Origin of the sequence: Kitasatospora sp. NPDC059747 (assembly GCF_042732955.1) — a bacterium.
GTDB lineage: Bacteria > Actinomycetota > Actinomycetes > Streptomycetales > Streptomycetaceae > Kitasatospora.
Window position 1 is genome coordinate 115,326 of record NZ_JBHWGV010000008.1, and the last position, 22,792, is coordinate 138,117.

Sequence of the window (22,792 nt, forward strand, 5' to 3'; positions counted from 1 at the left end):
ATGTGTGGGGAACGTGTGCACGGTGTTGCGGACGGGATCACATCCGGTGCAGGAGCAGCAGGGCCACGTCGTCCGGCCGGGAGCGGCGCTCCGTCACGTTCAGGGTCAGCAGGTCCGCCAGCCGCTCCAGCGCGGGCGCCGGACCGATCCGGCCAGGACCGGTCTGCCGGGCCCACAGCTCCAGCCCGTCCAGCATCCGCTGCACCGACTCGTCGTAGTCCTCCTCGCGGTCCTCCACCAGCCCGTCCGTGTACACCAGCAGCGTCTCGCCCTCCGCGAGCCGGCCGGTCGTCAGGTCGTAGGGCTGCCCCGGGTCCACCCCCAGCGGCGGGCCGCCCGGCAGATCCAGCTCGACCGCCCTCGCGCCGGCGATCCGCACCGGCGCCGGATGGCCGGCCCGGGCCGCGGTCAGCCGGCCGTCCGCCGGGTCCAGGGTCAGGTAGAGGCAGGTCGCGAACAGCTCGGTGTCCAGCTCGGCCAGCAGCCGGCTGGTCCGCGCCAGGGTGGCCGCCGGATCGTGCCCGTCCGTCGCGTACGCCCGCAGGCCGCTGCGCAGTTGGCCCATCACCGCGGTCGCCTCGGCGTTGTGCCCCTGCACGTCGCCGATCACCAGACCGATCCGGCCGTCCGGCAGCTTCAGCAGGTCGTACCAGTCGCCGCCGATCTGCATCCCCTCGGTGCTCGGCAGGTAGCGGGCGGCGCTCGCGATGCCCGGCAGGCGGGGCAGCGTGCGCGGCAGCATCGCGCGCTGCAGCTCGCCGGCGCGGTGGTGGTGGGTGTCGTACAGCCGGGCCCGCTCCAGCGACTGCGCCAGGATGCCGGCGAACGCCGAGTACAGGGTGCGGTCCTCGCGGCCGAAGTTCCGCTCGGTGGCGAAGGTGATCAGGCACGAGCCCACCTGCCGTCCGGACGCGACCAGCGGCAGCACCGCCCAGGCCGCCGGGCTCCCGGCCGGGCTCCCGGCCGGGCCGCCGGGCGCGCCTCGCCCGGGGTCGCTGAACAGCGGGGCGGAGCGGGTGAGCGAGGACTGCATCACGTCCTCGGACAGGTCCGCCAGCCGGGTCGGCTCCGAGCGGCGGGCACCCCCGTAGACCGTGTGCGTGACCGGCAGCAGCCGGCCCTCGTCCACCAGGTCCAGCACGATGCTCGCGGCCCCGAACGACGGCCGGGCCACGTCCGTCACGGCGGCGGTGACGTCCCGCACGGTCACCGCCCGCGACAGCGCCCGGGTCAGCGTCAGCAGCAGCGCCGTCCGCGCCGCCCCGGCCTTGTCCTGCCGCGCCGGTCCGTCCTGCGGCTCCTCCTGCCCCGCGCGTTCCCCGCCGAGCGCGTCGCCGTGCTCCGCGAGCAGCCCCGCGACGCGCACCGGCCGGTCGTGGACGTCCAGCATCACCTCGCCGGACTCCTCGATCCGCACCACCCCGCCGCCCCGGCGCAGCACCCGGTACTCGATCCGGTACGGCCCCCCGACGGCCAGCGCCTCCGCCATCGCCGCCCGCACGTCCGGGAGGTCCTCCGGGTGGACGATCCGCTCCAGCTCCGGCGCCGAGCCGTCCGGCGCCACCGGCTGGCCCGTCACCCGGAACGCCTCGGCGTCCCACGCGGTCTCGCCGGTCACCAGGTCCCGCTCGAACGCCCCGTGCCGCGCGGCCCGCGCGGCGAGCGACAGCATCGGGCGGCCCGGTGCCCCGGCCGGCCCCGCCGGAGCCTGGGCGCTCTGCGGCAGTCGGCCGTCCGCGTGATCGAGCAGGTGCGCCAGCCGGTGCGCGCACGCGTCGCCGATCGTCTCCAGCACGTCCAGGTCGCGCAGCGGCACCGTGCCCCGGTGGGCCAGCGCCAGCGCCAGCACTCCGATCGGCCGCTCGTCCACGATCATCGGCAGGGTGATCACCGCGACCATCCCGGTGCCGAGCCCGGCGTCCTCGTTCGGGTAGTCGGCACTCGTGTGCTCGGGCGACAACAGGTACGGCCGCCGCAGCCGCAGCGCCGCCGCGGCCGGCAGGTCGCTGCCCGGATCGATGGTCCCGTACCGCTCGTGCGCCCACCCGGGCAGCCCGTGCGAGGCCGTCAGCCGCAGCATCCCGGCGGAGTCCAGCAGGTACAGCGCGGAACCCTCCCCGGTGATCCAACTGGGCCCGTCGGCGAGGACGGTGGCCAGCATCTCGGCCGCCGTCGTGCAGCCCAGCAATAACCGCACGCAGCGCATCGCACTGCGCACCGCGCGGTTCTCATCCTCGACGGGAGCCATTGATTCTTCATACCCCATTTCCCCACCCCACGAGCCCCCGGCGACCCCCCACCCTGCCTGCCACGCCCCCACCCCCACCGCCGGTTCCCACCCCCACCCGACCCGCGCGCACTCCGAGCCGGCGCAGCCCCCGCAAGCCCCCGCCGCCGCGCGCCTTCCCCCGGCGCGACGCCTGCCCGCGAGGGGCGGTGCTTCTCCCTCCCCCGCGTCCGCGCAGCGGCGCACGGGCACCTCGGCAAGCCTTGTTCGATCGCTCACGCCCCGAGCAGCCGGCAGCCCACACTTCCCACGCCGTGCGCCGTTTCGGCCTTCGTGCCTCCGCGTCCTTCCCTGCTTCCCCTCCGCTCCGTTCCCCTTCCCTCCCCTCCCTTCAGCGTTTTCCGCGTCCGGGGAGGTCGGGGGCGGGCACACCAGCGGGCCCCAGCCGACGCACCAGCACCAGGGTCCGGTCGTCCGCGACATCCCGCGCCACGGTCCGTACGAGCTGCTCCGCCGCGCCGCGCGTGAGCTCCTGCTGCGTGCGGTGGGTCCGCAGCTCCGGCTCCGCAGCGGCCAGCAGCCGGAGCACACCCTCGTCCAGGTCCCGGCCCGGCACCTCCACCAGGCCGTCGCTGAACAGCAGCAGCGAGTCCCCGTGCGCCAGCCGCCCGGTCGACGCCGGGTAGGGGGCGCCGGGGATCAGGCCCAGCGCCGGGCCGCCGTGCGCGGCGAGGTCCCAGCCGCCGCCGTCCGCCCGGCGGAAGCGCGCGGCCGGCGGGTGGCCGGCGTTGAAGAGGCGGTAGTCGCCGGTGGCCGGACGCAGCGCGAGGTGGACCGCCGTCGCGAAGTGGTCGTCCCAGCCCATCCGGACGAGGTGGTCGTTGGCCGCCGGCAGGAACGCCTCCGGCGGCACCCGCCCCAGCAGCATCCCGAAGGCGCCCGACAGGTGCGTGGACCGTGCGGCGGCCCGGCTGCCCTTCCCGGACACGTCCACGAGCAGGAGCTCCAGCAGGTCGTCCTCGGGGCGGTGGGTGCAGAGGAGGAAGTCCCCGGAGAAGGAGGTGCCGCCGGCGGGGGCGAGGGCGCTGTCGAAGTGCCAGTCGAGGAGGCGGTCGGGGAGCCGGGCGAGGGTCCTGGTGTGCTCGGCGAGTTCGAGGAGGATGGAGTCGCCCTGGGTGCCGCGCAGCCCGAGCCGGTGCCGGAAGCGGTTCGCGACCAGCACCGTGGCCCCGGTGGCGGCGAGGACGAGGGTCACCCCGAGCCGTACGCAGTGCGGGTCCTGCAGGGCGGCCCCGAGCGCACTGCCCGCGAGGGCCGCGCACACGAGCACCAGCAACCGCCCGCGCGGCAGCACGAGCCCGCCGACCACGAGCGGCAGCACGAGCGCCGACGGGGGCCAGCTGTACGGCAACGCGAGCGGCAGCAGCCCGAGCACCACCGTGAGCACCAGCAGCACGACGAGCGCGTCCCGCCCGGCCCGAGCGTCCCCGTCCAACAGCCGCCCGTACCACCGCCGCACCCTCCCGACCAGCGCGGGCAACAGGACCTCCACCAAACGGGTGGGCGGTCCCCGGTCATGACCCCCCAGTCAGCCCCGCCACACTAGCCCCCAACAGAAACGTTCCCTCCGCCCCCACCCCCGAGCCCCCGCATGAGAAGTCGCCCCCGCCGACTTCCCGCGCCTTCCGGACCGCCGCAGCCCGCTCCCAGGCCCTCTCGCGCCCTCGCCAACTTCCCTCCCCGCATGGGAAGTCGCCCCCGCCGACTTCCCGCGCCTTCCGGACCGCCACATTCCGCCCTCAGGTCCTCCCGCGCCCTCGCCAACCTCTCTCTCCCGCACGGGAAGTCGCCCCCGCCGACTTCCCGCGTCGCCCTCATCCCGCCGCCGCACGGCCCCGGAGTGCGCTCTCTCGTCACGCCCGCTCGCGCGAGAAGTCGATCCCGCCGACTTCCTGTGCACTCCGGATCACCGCAGCCCGTTCCCGGCCCCCGCGCGGCCTCACCTACCTCCCCCTCCCCGCGAGAAGTCGATCCCGCCGACGCCGGGTCGGCAGGGCTCGCGCCAGGCTCTCCGTGCGCTCGCTGGCCTCACTGCGCAGGAGGTCGCCCCCGCCGACTTCCCGCGCGCTCCGGATCAACGCGGCCTGTCCCCGGCCCCGCGCACATTTGCCAACCTCGCTCCCCGCGCGAGAAGTCGATCCTGCCGACTTCCCGCGCCGCCCTCATCCCGCCGCCGCACCGCCCCGGAGCGCGCTCTCCCGCCACGCCCGCCCGCACGAGAAGTCGGCTCCGCCGACTTTCAGCGCGCTCTCGGTGTCCTGCAGAAGCGTTCCTTCAGCGTGTCGCGCGCCCCGTTCTTGCCCTCCTGCCCTCTTGCTCGCCGCGCTGCGCGAGAAGTCGATCCCGCCGACTTCTCACGTGCCTCCGGGGACGAGCAGAACCGTTTCATCGCCGCCATGCGCAGAGTGCGCCGCCTCCCCACCAATTGCACCGCGCCAAAAGTCGGCCCATTCGACTTCCAGCGCGCTGCCGCTTCTGCCAGGCTCCGTGCGCGAGGCGCCGGCCGGGGCGACTTCTCATGCGGCTTGCCCAGTGCCCCACGGGTCTGCGCCCGCCGCATGAGAAGTCGCCCCTGCCGACTTCCCGCGCTGCCACCCGACCCCGTGGCCTCGACCTCGTCCGCATGAGAAGTCGAATCGGCCGACTTCTCGTGCGTTGTGCCCCGGGATTCCAGGGCGCGCAGGATGTCGAACCTGTCGACTTTTCGTACTGTCCTCGGGTGGCGGGGGTGGGGCGGTCGCGTCCTGCTCACCTGGGAGGTCGATCTCGCCGATTTCCCGCGCTGCCCTCAACCTGCTGCCGCGCCCTCGCGTGGCGAGTGGCCCGGTACTGTCGGCGCGAGGGGTTGCCGGCCTCGGGGGCGCGATCAGGACCGGCCCGAGTTCGGTCGCGCGAGAGGTCGAATCGGCCGACTTCTCGTGCGTTGTGCCCCGGGATTCCAGGGCCCGTAAGAAGTCGAACCTGTCGACTTTTCGTGCGGTCCTCGCGTGGCGGGGGAGGGGGCGGTCGCGTCCTGCTCGCCTGGGAGGTCGGTCTCGCCGACTTTTCGTGCTGCCCTGAACCTGCTGCCGCGCCCTCGCGTGGCGAGTGGCCCGGTACTGTCGGCGCGAGGGGTTGTCGGCCTCGGGGGCGCGATCAGGACCGGCCCGAGTTCGGTCGCGCGAGAGGTCGACTTGGCCGACTTCTCGTGTGTTGTGCCCCGGGATTCCAGGGCCCGTAAGAAGTCGACCCTGCCGACTTTTCGTGCTGCCCTGAACCTGCTGCCGCGCCCTCGCGTGGCGAGTGGCCCGGCACTGTCGGCGCGAGGGGTTGTCGGCCTCGGGGGCGCGATCGGGACCGGCCTCGATCTCGTCTGCGTGAGAAGTCGACGCGGCCGACTTCTCGTGTCGCCTCAGGCCTTTGGCCAGGTGTGGAGGCCGCTCGTCAGGGTGGTGATGAGGCGGTCGTGGGTGGTGGTCAGGTCTTCGGCGAGTTGGAAGGCTCCGGCGATCGAGAGGGACGCGAAGCCGTGGGCGAGGGAACGGACGGTGCGGGCGGCGTGGATGGCTTCGGAGCCGTCGAGGCCGTACTCCCGCAGGACGGCGACGATCACCCCCACCAGCCGGGCCGCCGCCGCGTTGAGGTCGTCGTCCGCCTGGGGGGCCTGCGGCAGGGCGTTGTACCGGTGCGGGTACGCCGTCGCGTAGGCGTGGTAGGCGCGGAGGACGGCGGCGACGGCGTCGTCCCCGCTGCGGCCGAGGGCGGAGTCGGCGAGTCGGGCGGCCAGTTCCTCGGTGACGCGGACGGCGATGAGCCGCCGCAGTTCCGTGAGGCCGCCGCTGACGTGCTTGTACAGGGAGGGGGTGGCGACGCCGGCCCGGGTGGCGACGGCGGCGAGGGTGAGGCCGTCCGGGCCCTGGTCGTCGATGAGGGCGAGGGCGTGGTCGACGACCTGCTCGGGCGTCAGTCCGACTCGGGGCATGGCTCGGTCTCTCTGTGTCGTGATCCGGGGGAGGAGGCTCAGGCGATCTCGGCGAGGAAGGGCAGCAGGGCACCGGCGACGGCCTGCGGGTTGTCGGCCATCGGGTAGTGCCCCGAGCCGTCGATCATCACCTTCCGGGCGCCGAGCGCCGCGGTCTGCCGGTCGGCGACGACCTCCGGCTTCGGGAAGTCGGGGTCCTTGGTGCCCATGAGGACGAGCGCCGGGCACCGCACGGCGGCGGTCCAGCCGACGGGCGAGGAGTCGCCGCGGACGTGTCCGCGGGTGGCGGTCCTGCGGCCGGGGGTGCGCAGCGCGTCGACGAGCCCGGCCACGTACGCGTCGAAGTCGGCCGGCTTGGCGCCCGGGTAGGCGAGCTTGCGGTGGTAGAAGCCCCAGAACGCGGGCCAGTGGATGACGACGGTCCCCATGGCGTGGACGACGCCGCGCATGAGGGCGTTCTGCGGGAGGTTCTCGATGAAGGCGTCGATCAGGACGATCCCGGCGACCCGCTCGGGCGCGTCCCCGGCGACCTTGACGACGGTCGCCCCGGTGTAGGAGCTGCCGGCCAGGACGGCCCGCTCGATGCCGAGGTGGTCGAGCAGGGCGAGGACGTCGGCGGCGATGGCGCCCGGCGCGTAGTCGTTCCAGGCGATCGAGGACTCGCCGAAGCCGCGCAGGTCCATGGTGATGACGCGGTGGCCGGCGGCGGCGAGAAGCGGGACGAGGTGCCGGTACGAGCGGCGGCTGTCGAGCATCCCGGGGAGGAGGACGACGGGGGTGCCGTCGCCCTTCAGGGTGTCGTCGAAGGCGATCCGGCCGCCGGGAACGTCGAGGTACTGGGTGTCCGGGGTGGTGGTGCCGTTCATGGTGGGCCTCCTCGGTCCGCTGCTGCGGTGGCATCGGCGGTGCTGCCGATAGCCCTAAAGCTAAGGCTAATAGCCTTAGCCGTCAAGCTATCGGCCCGCCCGATGTGAGGAGGCCGTCCGCGCCGACCGGCACCCCGCCCCCTCACGTCCCTTCGACCTTGAACGGGTCGTGCTCGCTGAGCAGCTTCTCCAGCCGGGCCTGGTCCACCCGGGTGACGATCTCGTTCGTCTCCTGCTTGTCCCGGATGACCTTGGCGAGCGTGAAGGAGGAGGTGACGGTGTAGAGCAGGCCGATCCCGAGGAAGGCCCGGGTCCAGGCCCCGACCGGCAGGTAGGCGATCCCGAGGGCGAGGGCGGTGCCCGACAGGGCGAAGGAGAGCACGGCCTGGAGGTAGTACGCGGCCGTGGTGCGTGACTGCATCGGTGCGTTCATGGCGCCAGGATGGCGGCGGTCCGGCCGCCGCACATGAGTAGGAGTACTCAGACGGGCCTGGTCGGGCCGTCGTTCGGTGATGCCCAATCACGTTAAGTAGTGCCAGGGGTGGGTAAGAGTCGCAAATCAGTCATAGGGCACAAGCCGCCCGCCCGGTTGTCGGCCGTCCCGGGCGGATGGCTTGGAATCAGGGCGCCCTAGGATTAACGTTTGATAACGCAGCGCGGTCGAAACGCCGTACCCAGACGGCACCGTGCGCCGTCGCCTAATCCCGCCGGCCGGCCTCCGGGCAGGTCAGGGAGCCGGGGAACCACGTTCCTTGGGGTGAATCGGCGGGGCCCCGGCCCGGCCGTAGGAGACCTTCCTGCTCCGAACCCGTCAGCTAACCCGGTAGGCGCGAAGGAAGGAAAGGAGCACGCCTCCGTGGCGTCGACGCACACCCCGGCACAGCCCGCCGGCCCTGCCGCCGGTACCCAGCTCCTCGACCACCCCCGTCCGGCCGGGGACGAGTTCCCGGCCCCGGAGGCCGAGGCCAACCGCCACCGGATGCCGCGTCAGACCCGCGGAGCCTCCCCGCTGCTCGGCGTCACCGCCGTCGCCGCCACCCTGGGCGCCACCGGCTTCGCCTCCGCGACCCCGGCCGCCGCGCCCGCCGTCGAGTCCCCGGACGAGGCCCCGGTCGCGCTCGCCGCAGACCCCGGCCTCGCGCTCGCCGCCCGCATCCAGCAGCAGGCCGACGGCCAGCGCACCGCCGCCGAGGAGAGCGCCCGCGTGCAGGCCGCGCAGGAGGCCCAGGCCAAGGCCGCCGCCAAGGAGGCCGAGGCGAAGAAGGCCGCTGACGACGCCGAGAAGGCCAAGGCCGCCGCCCTCACGCTGCCGGTGCGCGACTACAACCTGAGCGCCCACTACGGCCAGAGCGCCCGCTACTGGGCGCACCTGCACACCGGCCTGGACTTCGCCGCCGGCACCGGCACCGCCGTGTTCGCGGTCGGCCAGGGCACGATCACCTCGGCCGGCTGGTCCGGCGCGTACGGCTACCGCATCGTCGAGACCCTGCCCGACGGCACCGAGATCTGGTACTGCCACCTGTCCTCGATCATCAAGGGCAGCGGCACGGTGACCTCCGGCCAGCAGATCGGCAAGGTCGGCGCCACCGGCAACGTCACCGGCCCCCACCTGCACCTGGAGGTCCGCCCGGGCGGCGGCGCCCCGGTCGACCCGGAGACCTGGCTCCAGCAGCGCGGCCTGAACCCCTAGCCGCCGCGCAACGCAAACAGGAAAGGCCCCGACCGTCGCCGGCCGGGGCCTTCCGCATCAGTCCCGTTCCGACGGCTCCGACGGCCTCGACGATTCCAGCGATTCCGACGGCTCCGACGCCTGCGGCAGCTGCGCCAGGTACGCCTCGATCTCCGCCGGCCCCGGCTCCGGCGCGAGCTCCGGGAACTCCTCGACCAGCAGCCGCGGCAGCCCCGGCACCGTCCAATCGCCGCACAGCGCGAGCGCCGCCTGCACCGCCGCGTCCTCGAACTGCCCGAAGTCCCCGGCCAGTTCGTCCGGCATCGGGCGCCCCAGCGCGTTCAGCTCGGCGAGGTTGCGGTAGCTGCGCCGCATCAGGCCCTGCTCCAGCAGCCGCCGCGCACCGTCCGTGGCCATGCCGACCGACAGCACCCGGCCCGGGCCCCAGCCCTGCTCGTCCGGCTCGTCCAGCCACCCGGCCTCGGCCAGCGCGGCGAACGCGTCCAGCCGGTCCTCCTCGGCCAGTTCGAGGAACCCGGCGAGCCAGTCCCGCACGGCGGCCCCGTCCGTGACGTCCACCCCGTGCGCGCGCAGCAGCACCGCGTACAGCCGGGGCCACGTCACCAGGTCCGCCCGGCGCAGCAGCCCGGCCGCGACCTCGCCCTGCCACTCGGCCTCGGCGTGCAGCCGCTCCTGCCGCTTGGCGTTGAGCCGCTTCGCCGCCCGCTGGTGGTCGACCAGCAGCCGGACGGCCTCGCCGTACGCGAACGGGTCCTCGTCGGGGGCGGGCTGGACGTACAGGTGGAGCCGCTCGTACAGCAGGTGCTCCACGGCGTCCGAGGTCAGTTCGGGCCAGCCGTCGCGCATCCTGCCCTCGCCCAGCTCCAGCAGCGCCAGCACCGTGCGCAGCGGCGCCTCGGCCACCGGGGTGCGGCCCTCCGCCGCCGCCCAGGCGAGCAGGTCGGCGGCCCTGGTGCGCGGGGCGAGCCGCAGGTCTTCGTCGTTCATAGCTCGAACGGTAACCGCTGGTCGGGGGTAGGGTCGGCAGCCATGGTCCCCGTACGTCTCACCGGCCCCCGGCTGGCCATCCGCGAGTACCACCACACCCCGGAGGAACTGGACGCGCTGCACGCGCTCTTCGGTGACCCGGAGGTCACGCGGTACCTCCCGTTCGAGCCGCGCGACCACGAGGCCTGCGCGGACCAGCTCGCCCTCTACCTGGAGGGGGCGATGGAGGAGGAACGCGACACCTACCGGCTGGCCGTCACCCTCCACGGCGCCGATGCCGCACCCCGAGCCGACGCCCGAGCCCGAGCCGAAGCCGACGCCGCACCCCGAGCCGACGCCGGAGCCGACGACCCGGCGGACGCCGCGCCGATCGGCCAGGCCGCCCTCACCCTCGGCCCGTACCGGTCGGCCGAGCTCGGGTACGTGCTGCGCCGGGACGCGTGGGGGCACGGCTACGGGAGCGAGACCGCCCGGCTGCTGTGCGTCCTCGCCTTCGACCACCTCGGCCTGCACCGGCTGGCCGCCTCCGTGGACGTCGACAACGCGGCCTCCGTCCGGGTGCTCGGGAAGCTCGGCTTCCAGCGGGAGGGCCGGGTCCGGCACGACGTCCTCAAGGGCGGCGTCTGGTCCGACTCGTACCTGTACTCGCTCCTCGCCGACGAGTGGCGGGGGAGCGGAACGGCGGGTACGGGGGGTTAACCCCACCCCGGATCCGCCAGGCCTCCGGATGCCGCCGGACCACCCCGCCCCACAAGAATGGAACCGTCAGCAGGGGAACGAGACGGGCAGGGGCCGGGACATGAGCAGCTTCACCACACACGACCGCGACTGGGACGTCCTGGACGGCCACGACGGCCGCACCGGCGAGCGCACCGACGACAGCCGCCCCGCCCGGGCCCGCCGCACCGAGGAACCGCCGCCGTTCTGGCGGGCGCCGTTCTCCGCGCACTACTACCGCGAGGTCGGCTACGCCCTCACCGGGCTGCCGGTCGGGCTCGTGGGCTTCGCCGTCGCCGTCATCCTCTTCTCGTTCGGCGTCGGCACTTTCGTGACCGCCCTCGGACTGCCTGTCCTGGCCGGGCTGACGGTCGCGGCCCGCGGCTTCGGCCGGCTGGAGCGCTCCCGGGCCCGCGGCATGCTCGGCCTGGACGTGCCAGGACCGGCGCCGGTGCGCCAGAGCCGGCCCGGCACGTGGGGCGCGATCACCGCGCGGCTGGCGGACGCGGCCGGGTGGAAGGGCGTGCTGTACCAGGTGGTCATGTTCCCGTGGGCGGTGTTCAGCTTCGCGATGACGCTGGTGTTCCTGCTGGTCGGCTGGACGATGGCGCTCTACCCGCTCTACCACTGGGTCTTCCCGACCTTCACCTCGTGGCGGGGCTACAAGGTGTTCGACTACACGGACGGCAAGGGCATCGAGCACGTCTACTTCGTCGAGGGCGCCGGGCAGATCGCCGCGGTGTCGGTGGCCGGCATCGTGATCGTCTTCCTCACCGCACAGCTGGTCCGCAGCCTGACCAACGTCAACCGGGCCGCGATCCAGGGCCTGTGCGGCCGCTGACCCGCCGAACGAGCCCCTCCCGGCCCCGACCGCGCCCCGGAACGTTCCGGATGCGGCCGGGGCCGGCCCGTGTTGCGATGGCCGGGTGGCCGACGACACCCCAGCCGCAGACCCGGCCGCAGACCCGGCCGCAGGCCCAGCCACGGACCCGGCCGCGGACCCGGCCGTGGACCCGGACCCGCTGGTCACCTCCCGCCCCCTGGACGAGTACTGCGCGCTCTTCGGCCTCACCCGGGCCCGGTTGGCCGCCCTGCCGGGACCGGTGCTCGACTGCCCCGGCGGCGCCGCGGGTCTCCCCGCCGAGGCCCGCGCCCTCGGCTGCCGCGTGATCGCCGCCGACCCGGCCTACGCCCTGCCCCCGCCCGCCGTCGCCGCCCACGCGCTCGCCGCCCGGGCCGCGATGGCCGCCGCCATGACCACCCGCCCCGAGCTGTACCTGCCCGCGCGGCTGCTCCCGCCCGACCGCTACCTGCGCAGCTGGGACCGCGCCCGCCGCCTGTACGTCGCCGACGCCGCCGCCCACCCGGAGCGGTACGTGGCCGCCGCGCTGCCCCGACTGCCGTTCGCGGACGGCACGTTCGCCCTCACCCTGAGCGGCTACCTGCTCTTCGCCTACCCCGAACGCTTCGCTCCGGCACGGCAGTTGGACGCCCTGGTGGAGCTGGTCCGGGTGACCTCCCCGGACGGCGAGGTGCTCGTCCACCCGCTGCACGACGGCCACGGCCGCGCCTGCGGCCACCTTGACGCCCTGCGGTACGCGCTCGGGGAGCGCCGGGTCGCCAGCGAGATCCGCCGCTTCCCGCGCGCCGGGGACGGTCACACCCGCCGCGTCCTCGCGCTGCGGGCCGCCGACCGCCGCCGCCGCGAGGCCGGCTAGAAGCCGTCCCCCGGAGCCGCCTGCCGCGGCGGAACGACCGCAGGAACGGAAGCAGGCACAGAAGCGGGCGCGGGCACGAAAGCGGGTACGGACACAGGGGCCTGCGGACCGGCCATCGCTTCCAGCCGGGACAGGATCTTCTCCGCCAGCCAACTCCGGTCCGAGCCGTACGGAATGCCGTCCGGCAGCATCAACTGCCCGGCCACCGCGTCCCGCAGCCGTTGCGCCTCCGCGTCCGGCAGCCCGGAGAGCAGGCCCCGCGCGGCCAGCAGCGCGTGGTACTGCTCGAAGCCCGAGCGCGGGCGCTCGATCGCGTCCAGCACGCTCGACAGGTCGGCGAGCGCAGGATCGCCCTGCATGAGCGCGAGCGCCTGGATCCGGCGGCCCTCCGAGCCGTCCGCGTACAGGTCCCGCACCTGGTCGGCGGTGAGCGCCGAGCGGCGTGCGGTCGAACGGACCTCGGCCACCACGCCGTCCGGCCCGGCCGCTTGCGACCCGGCGGACGGCGGCAGCTGCGCGGCGAGCGCGCCCGGCCGGTCCGCGCTGCCGCCCAGCACCCCGAGCTGCTGCATCGCGCGCACCCGCAGGTCGTCCGCGCCGACCTTGTCGCCGTGGCGGTCGCGGTCCTGCCCGGCCAGGAAGAGGTCCAGCGCCTGGTCCGCGTCGGTCAGCACCTGGGGCAGCGCGAGGCGGGTCACCAGCCAGCCGGCCAGGAAGCCGAAGACGGTGAAGTACAGCACCAGCGCCGCCGCGAACGGCACCGCCGCGTCCTCGCCGCCCAGTGCGGGCGCCAGCGCGGTGCCGAGCTGGTGCAGCCGTTCGCCGAGCGAACCGAGCTGGGTCAGCCCGACCCCGAGCAGCACCTTGGTCAGCCAGTCCGAGACCTGCTCCAGGTTGGTGTTCGGTGCGTACGAGCCCTGCGGCTCGCCCGAGCCGTTGCGCACCCGCGGCACCCCGAACAGGAAGCCGAGCGCACCGCCGACGACCGACGACGCCCCGGCGATCACGAGCCCGCCGCCGAGCGCCTGCCAGGCGTGGGCGCGGCCGAGCGAGAAGAGCAGCAGGCCGAGCAGGCCCGTCCCGAACAGGACGGCGGCCGCAGCCCGTTGAGCCGTCCGCAGGGCCGCCGTGCCGGTCCGCCGCCGCGCCTTCGTCATCGCGTACCCCCTGTGCCCGCGTCGCTCCGCTCCGGAACCCCGGCCGACTCTAGCGTCGTGGTCCCACCGCGGACACGCCCCGGGGGTGCCGCGCGGGTGCCGCGGCGACGACGGACGGAGAAACGCAGACGGCCCGTGGGCTGCTCCTCCGCGCCGGCCCGTGCACTGGCCAGGCGCCGAGGCACCGGGGATGTACCGGTGAGCCCACGGGCCGGGTGACTGCTGTGGATTTCGCCTGCCGGGAGCCCGAGGGCTCCACCCTGCGCAGGCAGGGGCGGCTCTAGCGAGCAGCCACCTCACGCATCCTGATGGAACTCAATTCAGGATCACCTCCTTTCAGTGTGCCGTCACTGTAGGCAGCGCCCCGGAGGGAGGGCAACGGATTATTCGCGCGACCGCTCGGGCGCTCTCGTGCCGGGGCCGGCGTCGGCGCCGGGGGCGGAAACAGGGCCGGCGCCAAGAGCGACGGGCGGCGGGCGGCCGGGGGAACGCGAAAGGCCCGGAGGACGGATCCTCCGGGCCTTTCGGCTACTGAGTAGCGGGGACAGGATTTGAACCTGCGACCTCTGGGTTATGAGCCCAGCGAGCTACCGAGCTGCTCCACCCCGCGTCGGTGAACCCAACAGTACGGGGAAGTCGCCCGAATGGGAAATCGGTTCTCCGGCGGCACCCGCGGGACCGCGTCACCCCGGCCCCGCCGCGTCACCCCGGCCCCGCCGCGCGCCCGCGGCGCCGGGCCGCGTGCCGCACGCTGCGCGACCTCGCCCACGCCGCGAAGCCGACCAGCGCACCGAAGCAGGGCACCATCAGCACCGCGTACACCAGCAGGAACCCGTGCGTGCCCAGGTCCGCGGCGGCGTTCCAGATGCCGTGCAGGGCCATCGCCAGCAGCAGCCCGACCGGCGCGGCGATCCGGGCCAGCCAGCGGCGGCGGGTGGTGAGCGCGACCGCCACGCCGAGGCCGGTCAGCGCGGTGAACAGCGGGTGGGCGAACGGGGAGAGCAGGCCGCGCAGGACGAAGGTCTGCACGGTGCTGTCGAAGTCGCGCAGGCTCGGCGGCTCGCCGAGGCCGATGCTGTCCAGCCGCTGCTGCTGGTCGCTGGAGAAGGCCCGGCCGAGGTAGAGGGCGTTCTCGGTGAACGCGAACCCGCACGCGGCCATCCCGCCGAGCACCACCCCGGCGGCCAGCGTGCGCGGCCGGGAGCGCGTCGTCCGGCCGGGCCCGGCCGAGCCGGTGGACGGCGGGGCGGGCCGCAGGTAGGGCAGGGGGCGCAGATAGGGGCGCAGCCCGAGCCGCTCGCGGGCGTGCGGCCCGGCGGCCCGGCGCGCGTACGGGCGTGGGCTCCGGGGGCTCGGCAGGCGGCGCAGCAGCGGCGCGCAGGGGCGCCCGTCCCGGCGGCCGTGGCAGCGCGGGCGCAGGCCGATCGGCAGCAGGAGGACGAGCAGGGCGGTGCCCTTGGCGGTCTCCTCGATGACCGGGGTGACGATGCCGGCGCCCAGCAGCTCGCCGAGCGGGCCCTGGTGGCCGGTGAGGTGGCTGCTGGTCCAGTTGTTGGCGAGGATCGCGACGGTGGTCGCCGCGCAGGCGCCCCAGCCGAGGCAGAACACGGTGTGCCGCAGCGGCACGCGGGCGGTCAGGTTGAGCCAGGCGAGGCCGCCGAGCACGAACGGCAGCGGCACCATCGCGAGCCCGAGGCCGACCAGCAGCCCGGTCGTGCCGGTCTGCCGCCGGACCAGCTGCAGGATCAGCACCCCGCACGCGCCCAGCGTGAGCACGGCGGTCGCGGTGACGGAGGAGAGCGCGAGCGAACGGCCGCGCCCGGCGCGCGGGAGGGTGGCCGGGCCGGTGCCCGGCCAGGGCAGGAACCGGTGGGCCCGGCGCTTCCGCGGCCCCGGGATCGTCCGGGTGCCGCCGGTGCGCGGAGCCGTCTGCGGTGCGTCGGCGGCGGCCCGGACGGTGGACCGGAACCCGCCGCCCGACGGGCTGCTCACGCGGCTCAGGGTAGGCCACGGCACGGGCCCGGAGGGAGGACTCGGGACGAATCGTCCGGTGCGCGCCGGGCCCGTCGGCGGCCGGGGCCGGGCCGTTCGAACGGCCCGGACGGCTCAGCGGCGGCGGAACAGCAGGTCGTGGACCACGTGCCCCTTGGCGATGCCGGCCCGCTCGAACTTGGTGACGGGCCGCCAGTCGGGGCGCGGCGCGTACCCGGGAAGGCTGCCGTCCGGGTGGTCGGCGGGCTCCAGCCAGCCGGTGCCGTCGCCCTCGGGGTGCAGGTTCTCCAGCTCCGGCGACGCCGACAGCACGTCGAGCATCTGCTCGGCGTACGGCTCCCAGTCGGTGGCGCAGTGCACCAGGGCGCCCGGGGCGAGGCGGGGCAGGACGAGGTCGAGGAAGGAGGACTGGACCAGCCGGCGCTTGTGGTGCTTGGGCTTGGGCCACGGGTCGGCGAAGTAGACCCGCAGGCCGGCCAGCGAGGCGTCCGGCAGCATGTCGCGCAGCAGGATGACGGCGTCCCCGGCGGCGAGCCGGACGTTCCGGGAGCCGTCGCGCTCCAGCAGCCCGAGCAGGTTGCCGTGGCCGGGGGTGTGGACGTCGGCGGCGAGGATGCCCTTCGCCGGGTCGGCGGCGGCCATCGCGGCCGTGGTCTCGCCCATGCCGAAGCCGATCTCCAGCGTCACCGGGAGCTCGCCGAACAGCTCGCGCAGGTCGAGCGGGGTGCCGTCGATGGGGATGCCGTACGTCTCCCAGCCGCGGTCCAGGGCGCCCGCCTGGGCGTTGGTCATCCGCCCCCGGCGCGGCTGGAAGCTGCGGATGCGCCGCTCGCGGTGCTGGGCCTCGGTCGCCTTGTGCGGGTACATCGGCGCGGGGTAGCCGGCCGGCGCGGCGGACAGGCGGGCGGACGGCGATTGCTGGGGGATGGGGGCGGTGGCAGTCACAATCACCCGAGTCTACGGGGCCGCGCGGGGCGGCCGGAGGGGCGTGTGACGCGGCTCATCCGCCCCTCCGCGCGCCGCCCGTCCGCCCTCCCCCGGGTCGCCCGTCCGCCCTTCCCCGGGCCCGCTGGTCCGCATCGCCCCCGTACCGCTCACTCCTCCGCCTCCAGCGCGGCCAGCGCCCGGCGGGCCACCTCCCGGCCGATCGGCAGCGAGGCGGTCGCGGCGGGGGAGGGGGCGTTGAGGACGTGCACCAGGCGGCGCGGGGAGCGCGGGTCGGCCGGGTCGAAGCCGGCGAACGCGAAGTCGTCCAGCAGTGAGCCGTCCCGGGCGACGGCCTGCGCGCGCACCCCGGCGGTGGTCGGCACCAGGTCGTCGGCGGTCACGGCGGGCAGCAGCCGCTGGACGGCGGTGGTGAACGCCCGCTTGGACAGCGAGCGGTGCAGCTCGCCGACCTCGTACCGCCAGTGCCGCCGCAGGATCCGCCAGGTGCCGGGGAAGGCCAGCGTGCCGGCCAGGTCGCGCGGGCGGACCGTCCGCCAGTCGTACCCCTCGCGGGCCAGCGCGGGCACGGCGTTCGGGCCGACGTGGACGTCCCCGTGGACGCCCCGGGTCAGGTGCACGCCGAGGAAGGGGAACGCCGGGTCGGGCACCGGGTAGACCAGGCCGCGCACCAATTCGCGTCGTTCCTTGACGAGTTCGTAGTACTCGCCGCGGAACGGCACGATCCGCAGGCCCGGGTCGTCGCCGGCCAGCCGGGCGATCCGGTCGCTGTGCAGCCCGGCGCAGTTCACCAGCACCCGGCAGCGCAGTTCGCCGGTGGAGGTCTGCACCGTCACCCCGTCCGCCCGCCGGTCCACCGCCCGCAGCTCGCAGCCCGGCCGCAGTACGGCGCCCGCCTCCCGGGCCAGCCGGGCGTAGGCCGTGGCGACGGCCGGGAAGTCGCAGATGCCGGTGGTGGCGACGTGCAGGCCGGCCAGGCCGGTGACCTCCGGCTCGTGGCGGGCGATCCCGGCCCGGTCCAGCTCGGTGACCGGGATGCCGTTCGCCCGCCCGCGCTCGGCCAGCGCCGCCAGCCGCGGCAGTTCGTCGGCGCGGGTGGCGACGACGAGCTTGCCGGTCACCTCGTGCGGGACCCCGTGCTCGCGGCAGAAGTCGACCATCTCGGCGGCGCCCGCGACGGCGAACCGCGCCTTGTACGAGCCGGGCCGGTAGTAGAGGCCGCTGTGGATCACCCCGCTGTTGCGCCCGGTCTGGTGGGCGGCGAAGCCGGGCTCCTTCTCCAGCACCGCGATCCGCAGCTCCGGCCGGGCCGCCGTCAGCGCGTACGCCGTCCCGAGTCCGACGATCCCGCCGCCCACCACCAGCACGTCGAAGTCGTACGTCACTGCCGCTCCTCGCAGTCCGCCCGGCCGGCCCCCGCCCGTTGCCGGGCCCGGGGCCGAGTTCGCCGCCGATGCTGCCACGGCGGGCGGGAGCGGTCGAGGGTGCGTGAACCGGTGGACGGCCTCCCGGCGCACGCGAGGCGGTCACGCCGGGGCGACGATCACCGCCCGGGCGCGCTCGGCCAGTTCGCGGACCCGCCGCTCGCCCTGGAAGGGCTCAAGGCGGCGCAGCATCTCGACCACGTACTCCCGGCTGCGCTGCGAGGAGATCCGGCCGGCCACCTCGACGGCGCGCTCGCCGGCAGCGACCGCGGCGTCCAGGTTGCCCGCCTCGGCCTCGGCCATCGCCGAGACGACGAGCCGCAGTCCGTGCGAGCGGACGAAGCCCTCGGTGGGCTTGGCCAGCGCCTCGCGGGTGAACTGCCGCACCTTGGCGGGCACCCCGAGGTCCCGGAAGCACTCGGCGGCGTCGGCGGCGAGGCGGTCGTAGGCGTAGAAGTCGATCCACGAGGGATCCGGGTCACCGGCGCGCGCTCGTTCGAGTGCGCTCTCCGCCGCGCCGAGCGCCGTCGCGCACGCCGCCGCATTGCGGGCCTTGGCCTGGGCCCGTGCCTCCACCAGGTGGAAGAAGCTCATCGTCCGGGCGGTGGCGAGGCCCCGGTTGCGCTCCAGGGCGGCCTGCGCGAGGTCCACCGCCTCCTCGGCGAAGCCGCGGTAGCCCGCCTGGAGGCTCATCGAGGCGAGCACGTAGCCGCCGAGCGGCACGTCGGCGGCGGCCCTGGCCAGGCGCAGGGCCTGGATGTAGTAGCGCTGGGCGGCCTCGTGCTGCCCGGTGTCGAAGGCCATCCACCCGGCCAGCCTGGTGAGTTCGGCCGTCGCGCCGAACAGCGCCCGGCCGACCGCGTCGCTGTACGAGGCGAGCAGCAGCGGTGCCGCCTCCACCCGCAGGCACTCCGGCACCATGGACGAACGCCAGTCCCCGCCGCCGTACTTGGAGTCCCAGCGGCGCGCCTCCTGGGCGGCCTCGCGGAGCTTGGCGGCGTCCGAGTGGCCGACCCGGAAGGGCGCCGACTCGCTCGCGGCGCGCGGCACCTCGCGGGCCACCGAGCCGTCCGCGGGGTTGATCAGCCAGCGGGAGACGGGCGTCGCGTAGGCGGCGACCGAGAAGGTGCCCGCCAGGCTGTCGCTCCAGCGCCCGCCGCCGGGCCCGCGGCGCAGGTCGAGGTCGACCCGCCACAGGTCGGTGGCCGAGCGGACCGCCTCGGAGACCTCCCGGGGGAAGGCCAGGCCGAGTTCGGGTGCCGGGTCGGTGTCGCCGAGCCCGATCTCCTCCAGCGGGACGGGCCGGCCGAGCTTGCCGCCGATGGCGGTGGCGATCAGGTGCGGGACGGGCCCCTGCGGGACCATGCCCTTGCCCACCCAACGGGCCACCGAGGTCTTGTCGTAGCGCAGCGTCAGCCCGCGCTGGGCGCCGAGGTCGTTGACCCGGCGGGCCAGCCCCGCGTTGCTGATCTGGGCGAGGGACAGGAGCGTGCCGAGCCGTTCGTTCGGTCCTCGTGGGCTGACGGTCATGGTGGCGGCGGCACCTCCTGCGGCCTTGTGCGCGGGGCCCGGGCGGCACCGGGCCGTAGCTGCTGTACCTAGAGTAGTCGGACGCGTTCCGACGGTTAAGAGGCCTCATTCCGGATGGCGGGATCGCGCACCCGGCGCCCCCGCGCGGTGAGTTCGCGGGACCGGGCCGGGACCGCCGGGAACGGACCGGGGTCGCCGCGCGCCGGAGCGTCGTGCTCCGGTCCCGTGTTCACGTGCGCCCGGCCGTGCCCCCTGGCCCGACCGGCGGCGCGGCGATTCGCTGGTGGTCGTGGGTCGGCCCGCCGTCGAGGACCCGGCGGGCCGGGGGATGCCGCCGCCTCAATCCCCGCGGGTGGCGGCGAAGTCCGGGAGGGCATGCGGATGCCCTCCCGGGCTCGACGACGCCTTTCGGCCATCTCGCGATGCCCATGCCAAAGGCGTCCTCGCGGGCGGTCCGGGCCATGGAGGGGGAGGCCCGGCCCGCCCGGCGGAGAACGACGCCCACCGCCCACCGAACGGATCCGGCCGCATGCCGGCGCCGGCCGCACCGCCGTGCCGGGGAGAGCGGCCGCCGTCGCTTCGGACCCGCACGTTCCGCGTGCCCGGGCTCCGAACTCCCGCGGCGCGCAACCGGAACCGACAACACCGGTCACCGCGGCGCCAACCGGTGGCACGATGTCTCCTGACGGCGCGCCGGAACGGACCGGGCAGCCGCCGCGGCGCACGCGACGAGCCGGCCCGGGGCTGCCCGCCGGCGGACGTGCCGCACGGCGGCAGGTCCTCGTCCGGTGGAGGCGCGATGCGGTGGCTGACGGGCTGGAGCACGGGCGCGCCCCGTGCGGGCGCACCGGCGCACGAAGCGCTCGCAACGGTCGCGCCGATCGCCGCGCACGCCCTCTGGACCGGCGCCAACCCGCTCTGGGCGGTGGGCGACTGGCGTCCCGAGGAGATCCGCCTCGTCACCCTCCGGCCCGGCGCCCGCGCCGCCGTCACCGGCGGGTTCGCCGCCCCCGACCCCGTCGAGGACACCCCCGCCACCACCCGGCTCGCCGTGCTCGGCCACTGCGGCGCCACCGACGCCGAACTCGCCGCCGGCCTCGCGGCCGCCCGCGGCGGCGCCGTCCGCCACCTCACCGCCTGGCCCGGCAGCTACACCGTCGTGCTGCGCACCGGCACCCGCTCCACCCTGCTGCTCACCGACCTGGCCGGCGCCCAGCAGGTCTTCCACACCCCCTGGTGCGGCGGCACCGCGTACGCCACCGCGGCCCTCCCGCTCGCCGACCTGGTCGGCGCGCCCCTCGACACCGGCCACCTCGCCGCCCGGCTCGCCTGCCCCGAGTCGCCCGAGGCCCTCGGCACCGGCACCCCCTACCTCGGCGTCCAGCGGGTGCCGCCCGGCCACGTGCTCGCCGTCCGCGGCGGCCGGCCCTACCTCGACCCCTACGACGAGCCCGGCGGCAGCGCCGACCAGCCGCGCGGGGAGGCCCCCGCGGTGCGCGAACTCACGCGCGCCCTGCTGGAATCCGTCCGCTCCCGGGTCCGCACCACCACGCCCGCCCCGCCCGGCGGCGGCCGCCCCCGGCTCGGCGTCGACCTCTCGTACGGCACGGCGTCCGCGACCGTCGCCCTGCTCGCCGCCGCGGTGCCGCTGCCGCCCGCGCCCCAGCCGGCCTCGCCTCCGGGCGGCGAGCAGGAGCCCGGCGCGGCGACGGCAGGCGGCGTGCGGACGGGCGGTGTGCGGACGGGCGCACGGACAGGAGGTGCGCGGACGGGCGCGGTCAAGGGCTCCTGGGCCCGTACGGCCGCCCAGGAGCCCGCCGCCCCCGAACAGCTCGCCGCCGTCACGCTCGGCGAGACCGAACCCCCGGCCACTCTCGCGCTCGCCCCCGACACGCCCCGGCTGCGGCACACCGTGCTCGACCCTGGCCCCGACGCCCTCCCCTACGCGAGCCTGCGCACCGACCCGCAGTCCGGGCGGCTCACCGACGAACCCGGCCCCGAACTCGTCGCCGCCGCCCGCGCCGAGGCCCGCTTCGACGCCGGCGGCACCGACCACCTCACCGGCTACGGCGCCCGCCAGGTCCTCGACGGGCACCCGGCCCGGCTCGCCGACCTCATCCGGGCCGGCCGACCCCGCGAACTCCTGCCGCCCGTCGCGGCGTTGGCGGGCGTCGACCGCGCCGCGGCCGGCGTCCTCACGGGTGCGCTGCGCACCCCGCTCACCGTCGTCCGGGCCGCCCACCGGCTCTCCCGGATCCGCTACGCGGAGGCCCTGGACGACGCCGCGGCGAAGCTGACGGCCCGGCACGTCCCCGACGGCGGCGGCACGGCGGGCCACCGCTCGGCCGGCGACCTCGCCTGGTGCGTCCCGGGCCCGGCCGCCCGCTGGCTCTCCGACGACGCGCTCTCCGCGGTCGCCCTGCGGCTCCGCCTGGCGGCGCGCAGACCGGCGCCCGAGGAACACCCGGGCGCGCGGCGGGCCCGGCACGCCCTCCACCGGCAGGCGCACTCCTTCCGCACGCTCGTCCACGCGGCCGAACAGCCGGGCCAGCGCCTCCACGCCCCCTTCCTGGACAACCAGGTGGTCCGCGCCGCCCGCCTCCTCCCCGACGACGTCCGCCTCCAGCCCGGGGCCCGGCACGCCCTCCTGCACGCCGTCCTCACCGGCGCCGGCCGCACCGACCTCCCGCCCGACTGGGGCCGCGGCCCCCGCCCCGACCGCACCGCCCCCGCCCGCGCGGGCCTGCGCCTCGCCGCGGACGGCCTGGCCGAGCTCTTCGACGCCCCCCTCCTCGCCGAGGCCGGCCTCATCGACCTCCCCGCCGTCCGCGCCGGCCTCGCCGACCCCGCCACCCTCCGCTCGCCGCACGCCCTCGCGGGCCTCGCCGACCTGGTCTCCACCGAACTCTGGCTCCGCCGCGTCCGCGCCCGCCGCCACGGCGCCTGCTGGACCGGCCTCCCCCAGCCCACGCATCCCGCCCTCACCTACTGAAACCCGCCCGCCGTCACCCCACCCCTACGCACCCAGGCGCACCCCAAGCGCCCCACGCCCCCACCGGCCCCCAACCCGCCCAGGCGCACCACGATCACCACGCGCTCCTAGCCCGCCACCACCCGCCCCGCTGGGGCGCAGCACCTCGCCATCACCCGCCCCGATCGCCCGCGGCCCTCGTCCGACCCAGGCGCACCACGATCACCACGCACCCCGCCTCTTTGGCCGACTCGCCACCAACCGCATCCGGCCACCGGCAAGCCGGCGACCCCCGACCACCCCTTGCGGGCCGCTCACCTCTCCGCCCGGCTCGGCAGGAGCCCGCGCCTCCCGCCATCTCCCGACCCGACCTGCCCCGCCGCCCGGCTCGGCAGGAGCTCTCGTCTCGGCTGCGTCCCCGCCCGCCTCTCCGCCCGACTCGGCAGGAGCCCTCGCCCCGGCCACATTCCGCCGCCCAGCTCGGAGAGCTTCCGCCCCAGCGCCCCCTCGCCCGCCGCCCAGGAGCCCTCGCCCCCCATCTCCCCAC

The 22,792-nt window shown here is 75.7% G+C and carries 16 protein-coding genes, 1 tRNA gene and 1 riboswitch; of the genes, 5 read left to right on the forward strand and 12 right to left on the reverse strand.

Features of this window, described 5'->3' with window-relative positions; translation table 11 throughout:
* Positions 1 to 37: 37 nt before the first annotated feature.
* From ACFV4G_RS05855 to ACFV4G_RS05875, 5 genes are all read right to left on the reverse strand, one after another.
* Positions 38 to 2,248 (reverse strand): SpoIIE family protein phosphatase, encoded by a 2,211-nt coding sequence (locus ACFV4G_RS05855; RefSeq protein ID WP_380436877.1) that lies wholly within the window; start codon positions 2,246 to 2,248, stop codon positions 38 to 40.
* Positions 2,249 to 2,618: 370 nt separating this feature from the next.
* Positions 2,619 to 3,767 carry a PP2C family protein-serine/threonine phosphatase gene (locus tag ACFV4G_RS05860; protein ID WP_380436879.1) on the reverse strand — a complete coding sequence of 383 codons (1,149 nt, stop codon included), beginning with the start codon at positions 3,765 to 3,767 and terminating at the stop codon, positions 2,619 to 2,621.
* A 1,911-nt stretch (positions 3,768 to 5,678) separates the two neighbouring features.
* On the reverse strand, positions 5,679 to 6,248 hold the full coding sequence (locus ACFV4G_RS05865; protein WP_380436881.1) for a TetR/AcrR family transcriptional regulator: 570 nt from the start codon (positions 6,246 to 6,248) through the stop codon (positions 5,679 to 5,681).
* Between the two features lie 38 nt (positions 6,249 to 6,286).
* Positions 6,287 to 7,114 (reverse strand): alpha/beta fold hydrolase, encoded by an 828-nt coding sequence (locus tag ACFV4G_RS05870; RefSeq protein ID WP_380436883.1) that lies wholly within the window; start codon positions 7,112 to 7,114, stop codon positions 6,287 to 6,289.
* Positions 7,115 to 7,256: 142 nt separating this feature from the next.
* Positions 7,257 to 7,547 carry a YiaA/YiaB family inner membrane protein gene (locus ACFV4G_RS05875; protein WP_380436885.1) on the reverse strand — a complete coding sequence of 97 codons (291 nt, stop codon included), beginning with the start codon at positions 7,545 to 7,547 and terminating at the stop codon, positions 7,257 to 7,259.
* A 252-nt stretch (positions 7,548 to 7,799) separates the two neighbouring features.
* Positions 7,800 to 7,958: riboswitch (cyclic di-AMP (ydaO/yuaA leader) on the forward strand.
* Between the two features lie 12 nt (positions 7,959 to 7,970).
* Between ACFV4G_RS05875 and ACFV4G_RS05880 the strand changes: the two genes are divergently transcribed.
* Entirely contained in the window at positions 7,971 to 8,804 is an 834-nt protein-coding gene (locus ACFV4G_RS05880; protein WP_380436887.1) for a M23 family metallopeptidase, read from the forward strand.
* 57 nt (positions 8,805 to 8,861) lie between these two features.
* Here the strand turns inward: ACFV4G_RS05880 and ACFV4G_RS05885 are convergent, their stop codons facing one another.
* Positions 8,862 to 9,791: a hypothetical protein gene (locus ACFV4G_RS05885; protein WP_380436889.1), complete on the reverse strand. Its 930-nt coding sequence runs from the start codon at positions 9,789 to 9,791 to the stop codon at positions 8,862 to 8,864.
* Positions 9,792 to 9,833: 42 nt separating this feature from the next.
* Between ACFV4G_RS05885 and ACFV4G_RS05890 the strand changes: the two genes are divergently transcribed.
* From ACFV4G_RS05890 to ACFV4G_RS05900, 3 genes are all read left to right on the forward strand, one after another.
* Positions 9,834 to 10,490: a GNAT family N-acetyltransferase gene (locus ACFV4G_RS05890; protein WP_380436891.1), complete on the forward strand. Its 657-nt coding sequence runs from the start codon at positions 9,834 to 9,836 to the stop codon at positions 10,488 to 10,490.
* 100 nt (positions 10,491 to 10,590) lie between these two features.
* A complete protein-coding gene (locus ACFV4G_RS05895) occupies positions 10,591 to 11,349 on the forward strand; it encodes a sensor domain-containing protein (protein ID WP_380436893.1) in 759 nt (252 codons plus the stop codon).
* 85 nt (positions 11,350 to 11,434) lie between these two features.
* Positions 11,435 to 12,226, forward strand: a complete 792-nt coding sequence (locus tag ACFV4G_RS05900) for a hypothetical protein (protein WP_380436895.1) — start codon at positions 11,435 to 11,437, stop codon at positions 12,224 to 12,226.
* Here ACFV4G_RS05900 and ACFV4G_RS05905 read toward each other — a convergent pair.
* The 6 genes from ACFV4G_RS05905 to ACFV4G_RS05930 all read right to left on the reverse strand — a co-directional run bounded on the left by ACFV4G_RS05905 (position 12,223) and on the right by ACFV4G_RS05930 (position 19,274).
* Positions 12,223 to 13,383: a hypothetical protein gene (locus tag ACFV4G_RS05905; protein ID WP_380436897.1), complete on the reverse strand. Its 1,161-nt coding sequence runs from the start codon at positions 13,381 to 13,383 to the stop codon at positions 12,223 to 12,225. The two genes, ACFV4G_RS05900 and ACFV4G_RS05905, sit on opposite strands and share 4 nt — an antisense overlap.
* Positions 13,384 to 13,919: 536 nt before the next feature.
* Positions 13,920 to 13,993, reverse strand: a tRNA-Met gene (locus ACFV4G_RS05910).
* Between the two features lie 92 nt (positions 13,994 to 14,085).
* The gene (locus ACFV4G_RS05915) at positions 14,086 to 15,375 is read right to left on the reverse strand and encodes a PrsW family intramembrane metalloprotease (protein ID WP_380436899.1); all 1,290 of its coding nucleotides are present in this window, start codon (positions 15,373 to 15,375) and stop codon (positions 14,086 to 14,088) included.
* A gap of 114 nt (positions 15,376 to 15,489) precedes the next feature.
* The gene (gene trmB / locus ACFV4G_RS05920; RefSeq protein ID WP_380436901.1) at positions 15,490 to 16,320 is read right to left on the reverse strand and encodes a tRNA (guanosine(46)-N7)-methyltransferase TrmB; all 831 of its coding nucleotides are present in this window, start codon (positions 16,318 to 16,320) and stop codon (positions 15,490 to 15,492) included.
* A gap of 149 nt (positions 16,321 to 16,469) precedes the next feature.
* The gene (gene lhgO / locus ACFV4G_RS05925) at positions 16,470 to 17,705 is read right to left on the reverse strand and encodes an L-2-hydroxyglutarate oxidase (RefSeq protein ID WP_380436903.1); all 1,236 of its coding nucleotides are present in this window, start codon (positions 17,703 to 17,705) and stop codon (positions 16,470 to 16,472) included.
* A 141-nt stretch (positions 17,706 to 17,846) separates the two neighbouring features.
* Positions 17,847 to 19,274, reverse strand: a complete 1,428-nt coding sequence (locus ACFV4G_RS05930) for an MFS transporter (RefSeq protein ID WP_380436905.1) — start codon at positions 19,272 to 19,274, stop codon at positions 17,847 to 17,849.
* Between the two features lie 799 nt (positions 19,275 to 20,073).
* Between ACFV4G_RS05930 and ACFV4G_RS05935 the strand changes: the two genes are divergently transcribed.
* Entirely contained in the window at positions 20,074 to 22,266 is a 2,193-nt protein-coding gene (locus ACFV4G_RS05935) for an asparagine synthase-related protein (protein WP_380436907.1), read from the forward strand.
* The last annotated feature ends 526 nt before the right edge of the window (positions 22,267 to 22,792 follow it).

Excerpts from the sequence above, each read along its gene's own strand:
- ACFV4G_RS05870 (WP_380436883.1), bottom strand. The coding sequence starts at position 7,114 with ATGAACGGCACCACCACCCCGGACACCCAGTACCTCGACGTTCCCGGC.
- ACFV4G_RS05875 (WP_380436885.1), bottom strand. The coding sequence starts at position 7,547 with ATGAACGCACCGATGCAGTCACGCACCACGGCCGCGTACTACCTCCAG.
- ACFV4G_RS05905 (WP_380436897.1), bottom strand. The coding sequence starts at position 13,383 with ATGACGAAGGCGCGGCGGCGGACCGGCACGGCGGCCCTGCGGACGGCT.
- ACFV4G_RS05930 (WP_380436905.1), bottom strand. The coding sequence starts at position 19,274 with ATGACCGTCAGCCCACGAGGACCGAACGAACGGCTCGGCACGCTCCTG.
- ACFV4G_RS05865 (WP_380436881.1), bottom strand. The coding sequence starts at position 6,248 with ATGCCCCGAGTCGGACTGACGCCCGAGCAGGTCGTCGACCACGCCCTC.
- ACFV4G_RS05855 (WP_380436877.1), bottom strand. The coding sequence starts at position 2,248 with ATGGCTCCCGTCGAGGATGAGAACCGCGCGGTGCGCAGTGCGATGCGC.
- ACFV4G_RS05890 (WP_380436891.1), top strand. The coding sequence starts at position 9,834 with ATGGTCCCCGTACGTCTCACCGGCCCCCGGCTGGCCATCCGCGAGTAC.
- ACFV4G_RS05885 (WP_380436889.1), bottom strand. The coding sequence starts at position 9,791 with ATGAACGACGAAGACCTGCGGCTCGCCCCGCGCACCAGGGCCGCCGAC.
- ACFV4G_RS05935 (WP_380436907.1), top strand. The coding sequence starts at position 20,074 with ATGCGGTGGCTGACGGGCTGGAGCACGGGCGCGCCCCGTGCGGGCGCA.
- ACFV4G_RS05895 (WP_380436893.1), top strand. The coding sequence starts at position 10,591 with ATGAGCAGCTTCACCACACACGACCGCGACTGGGACGTCCTGGACGGC.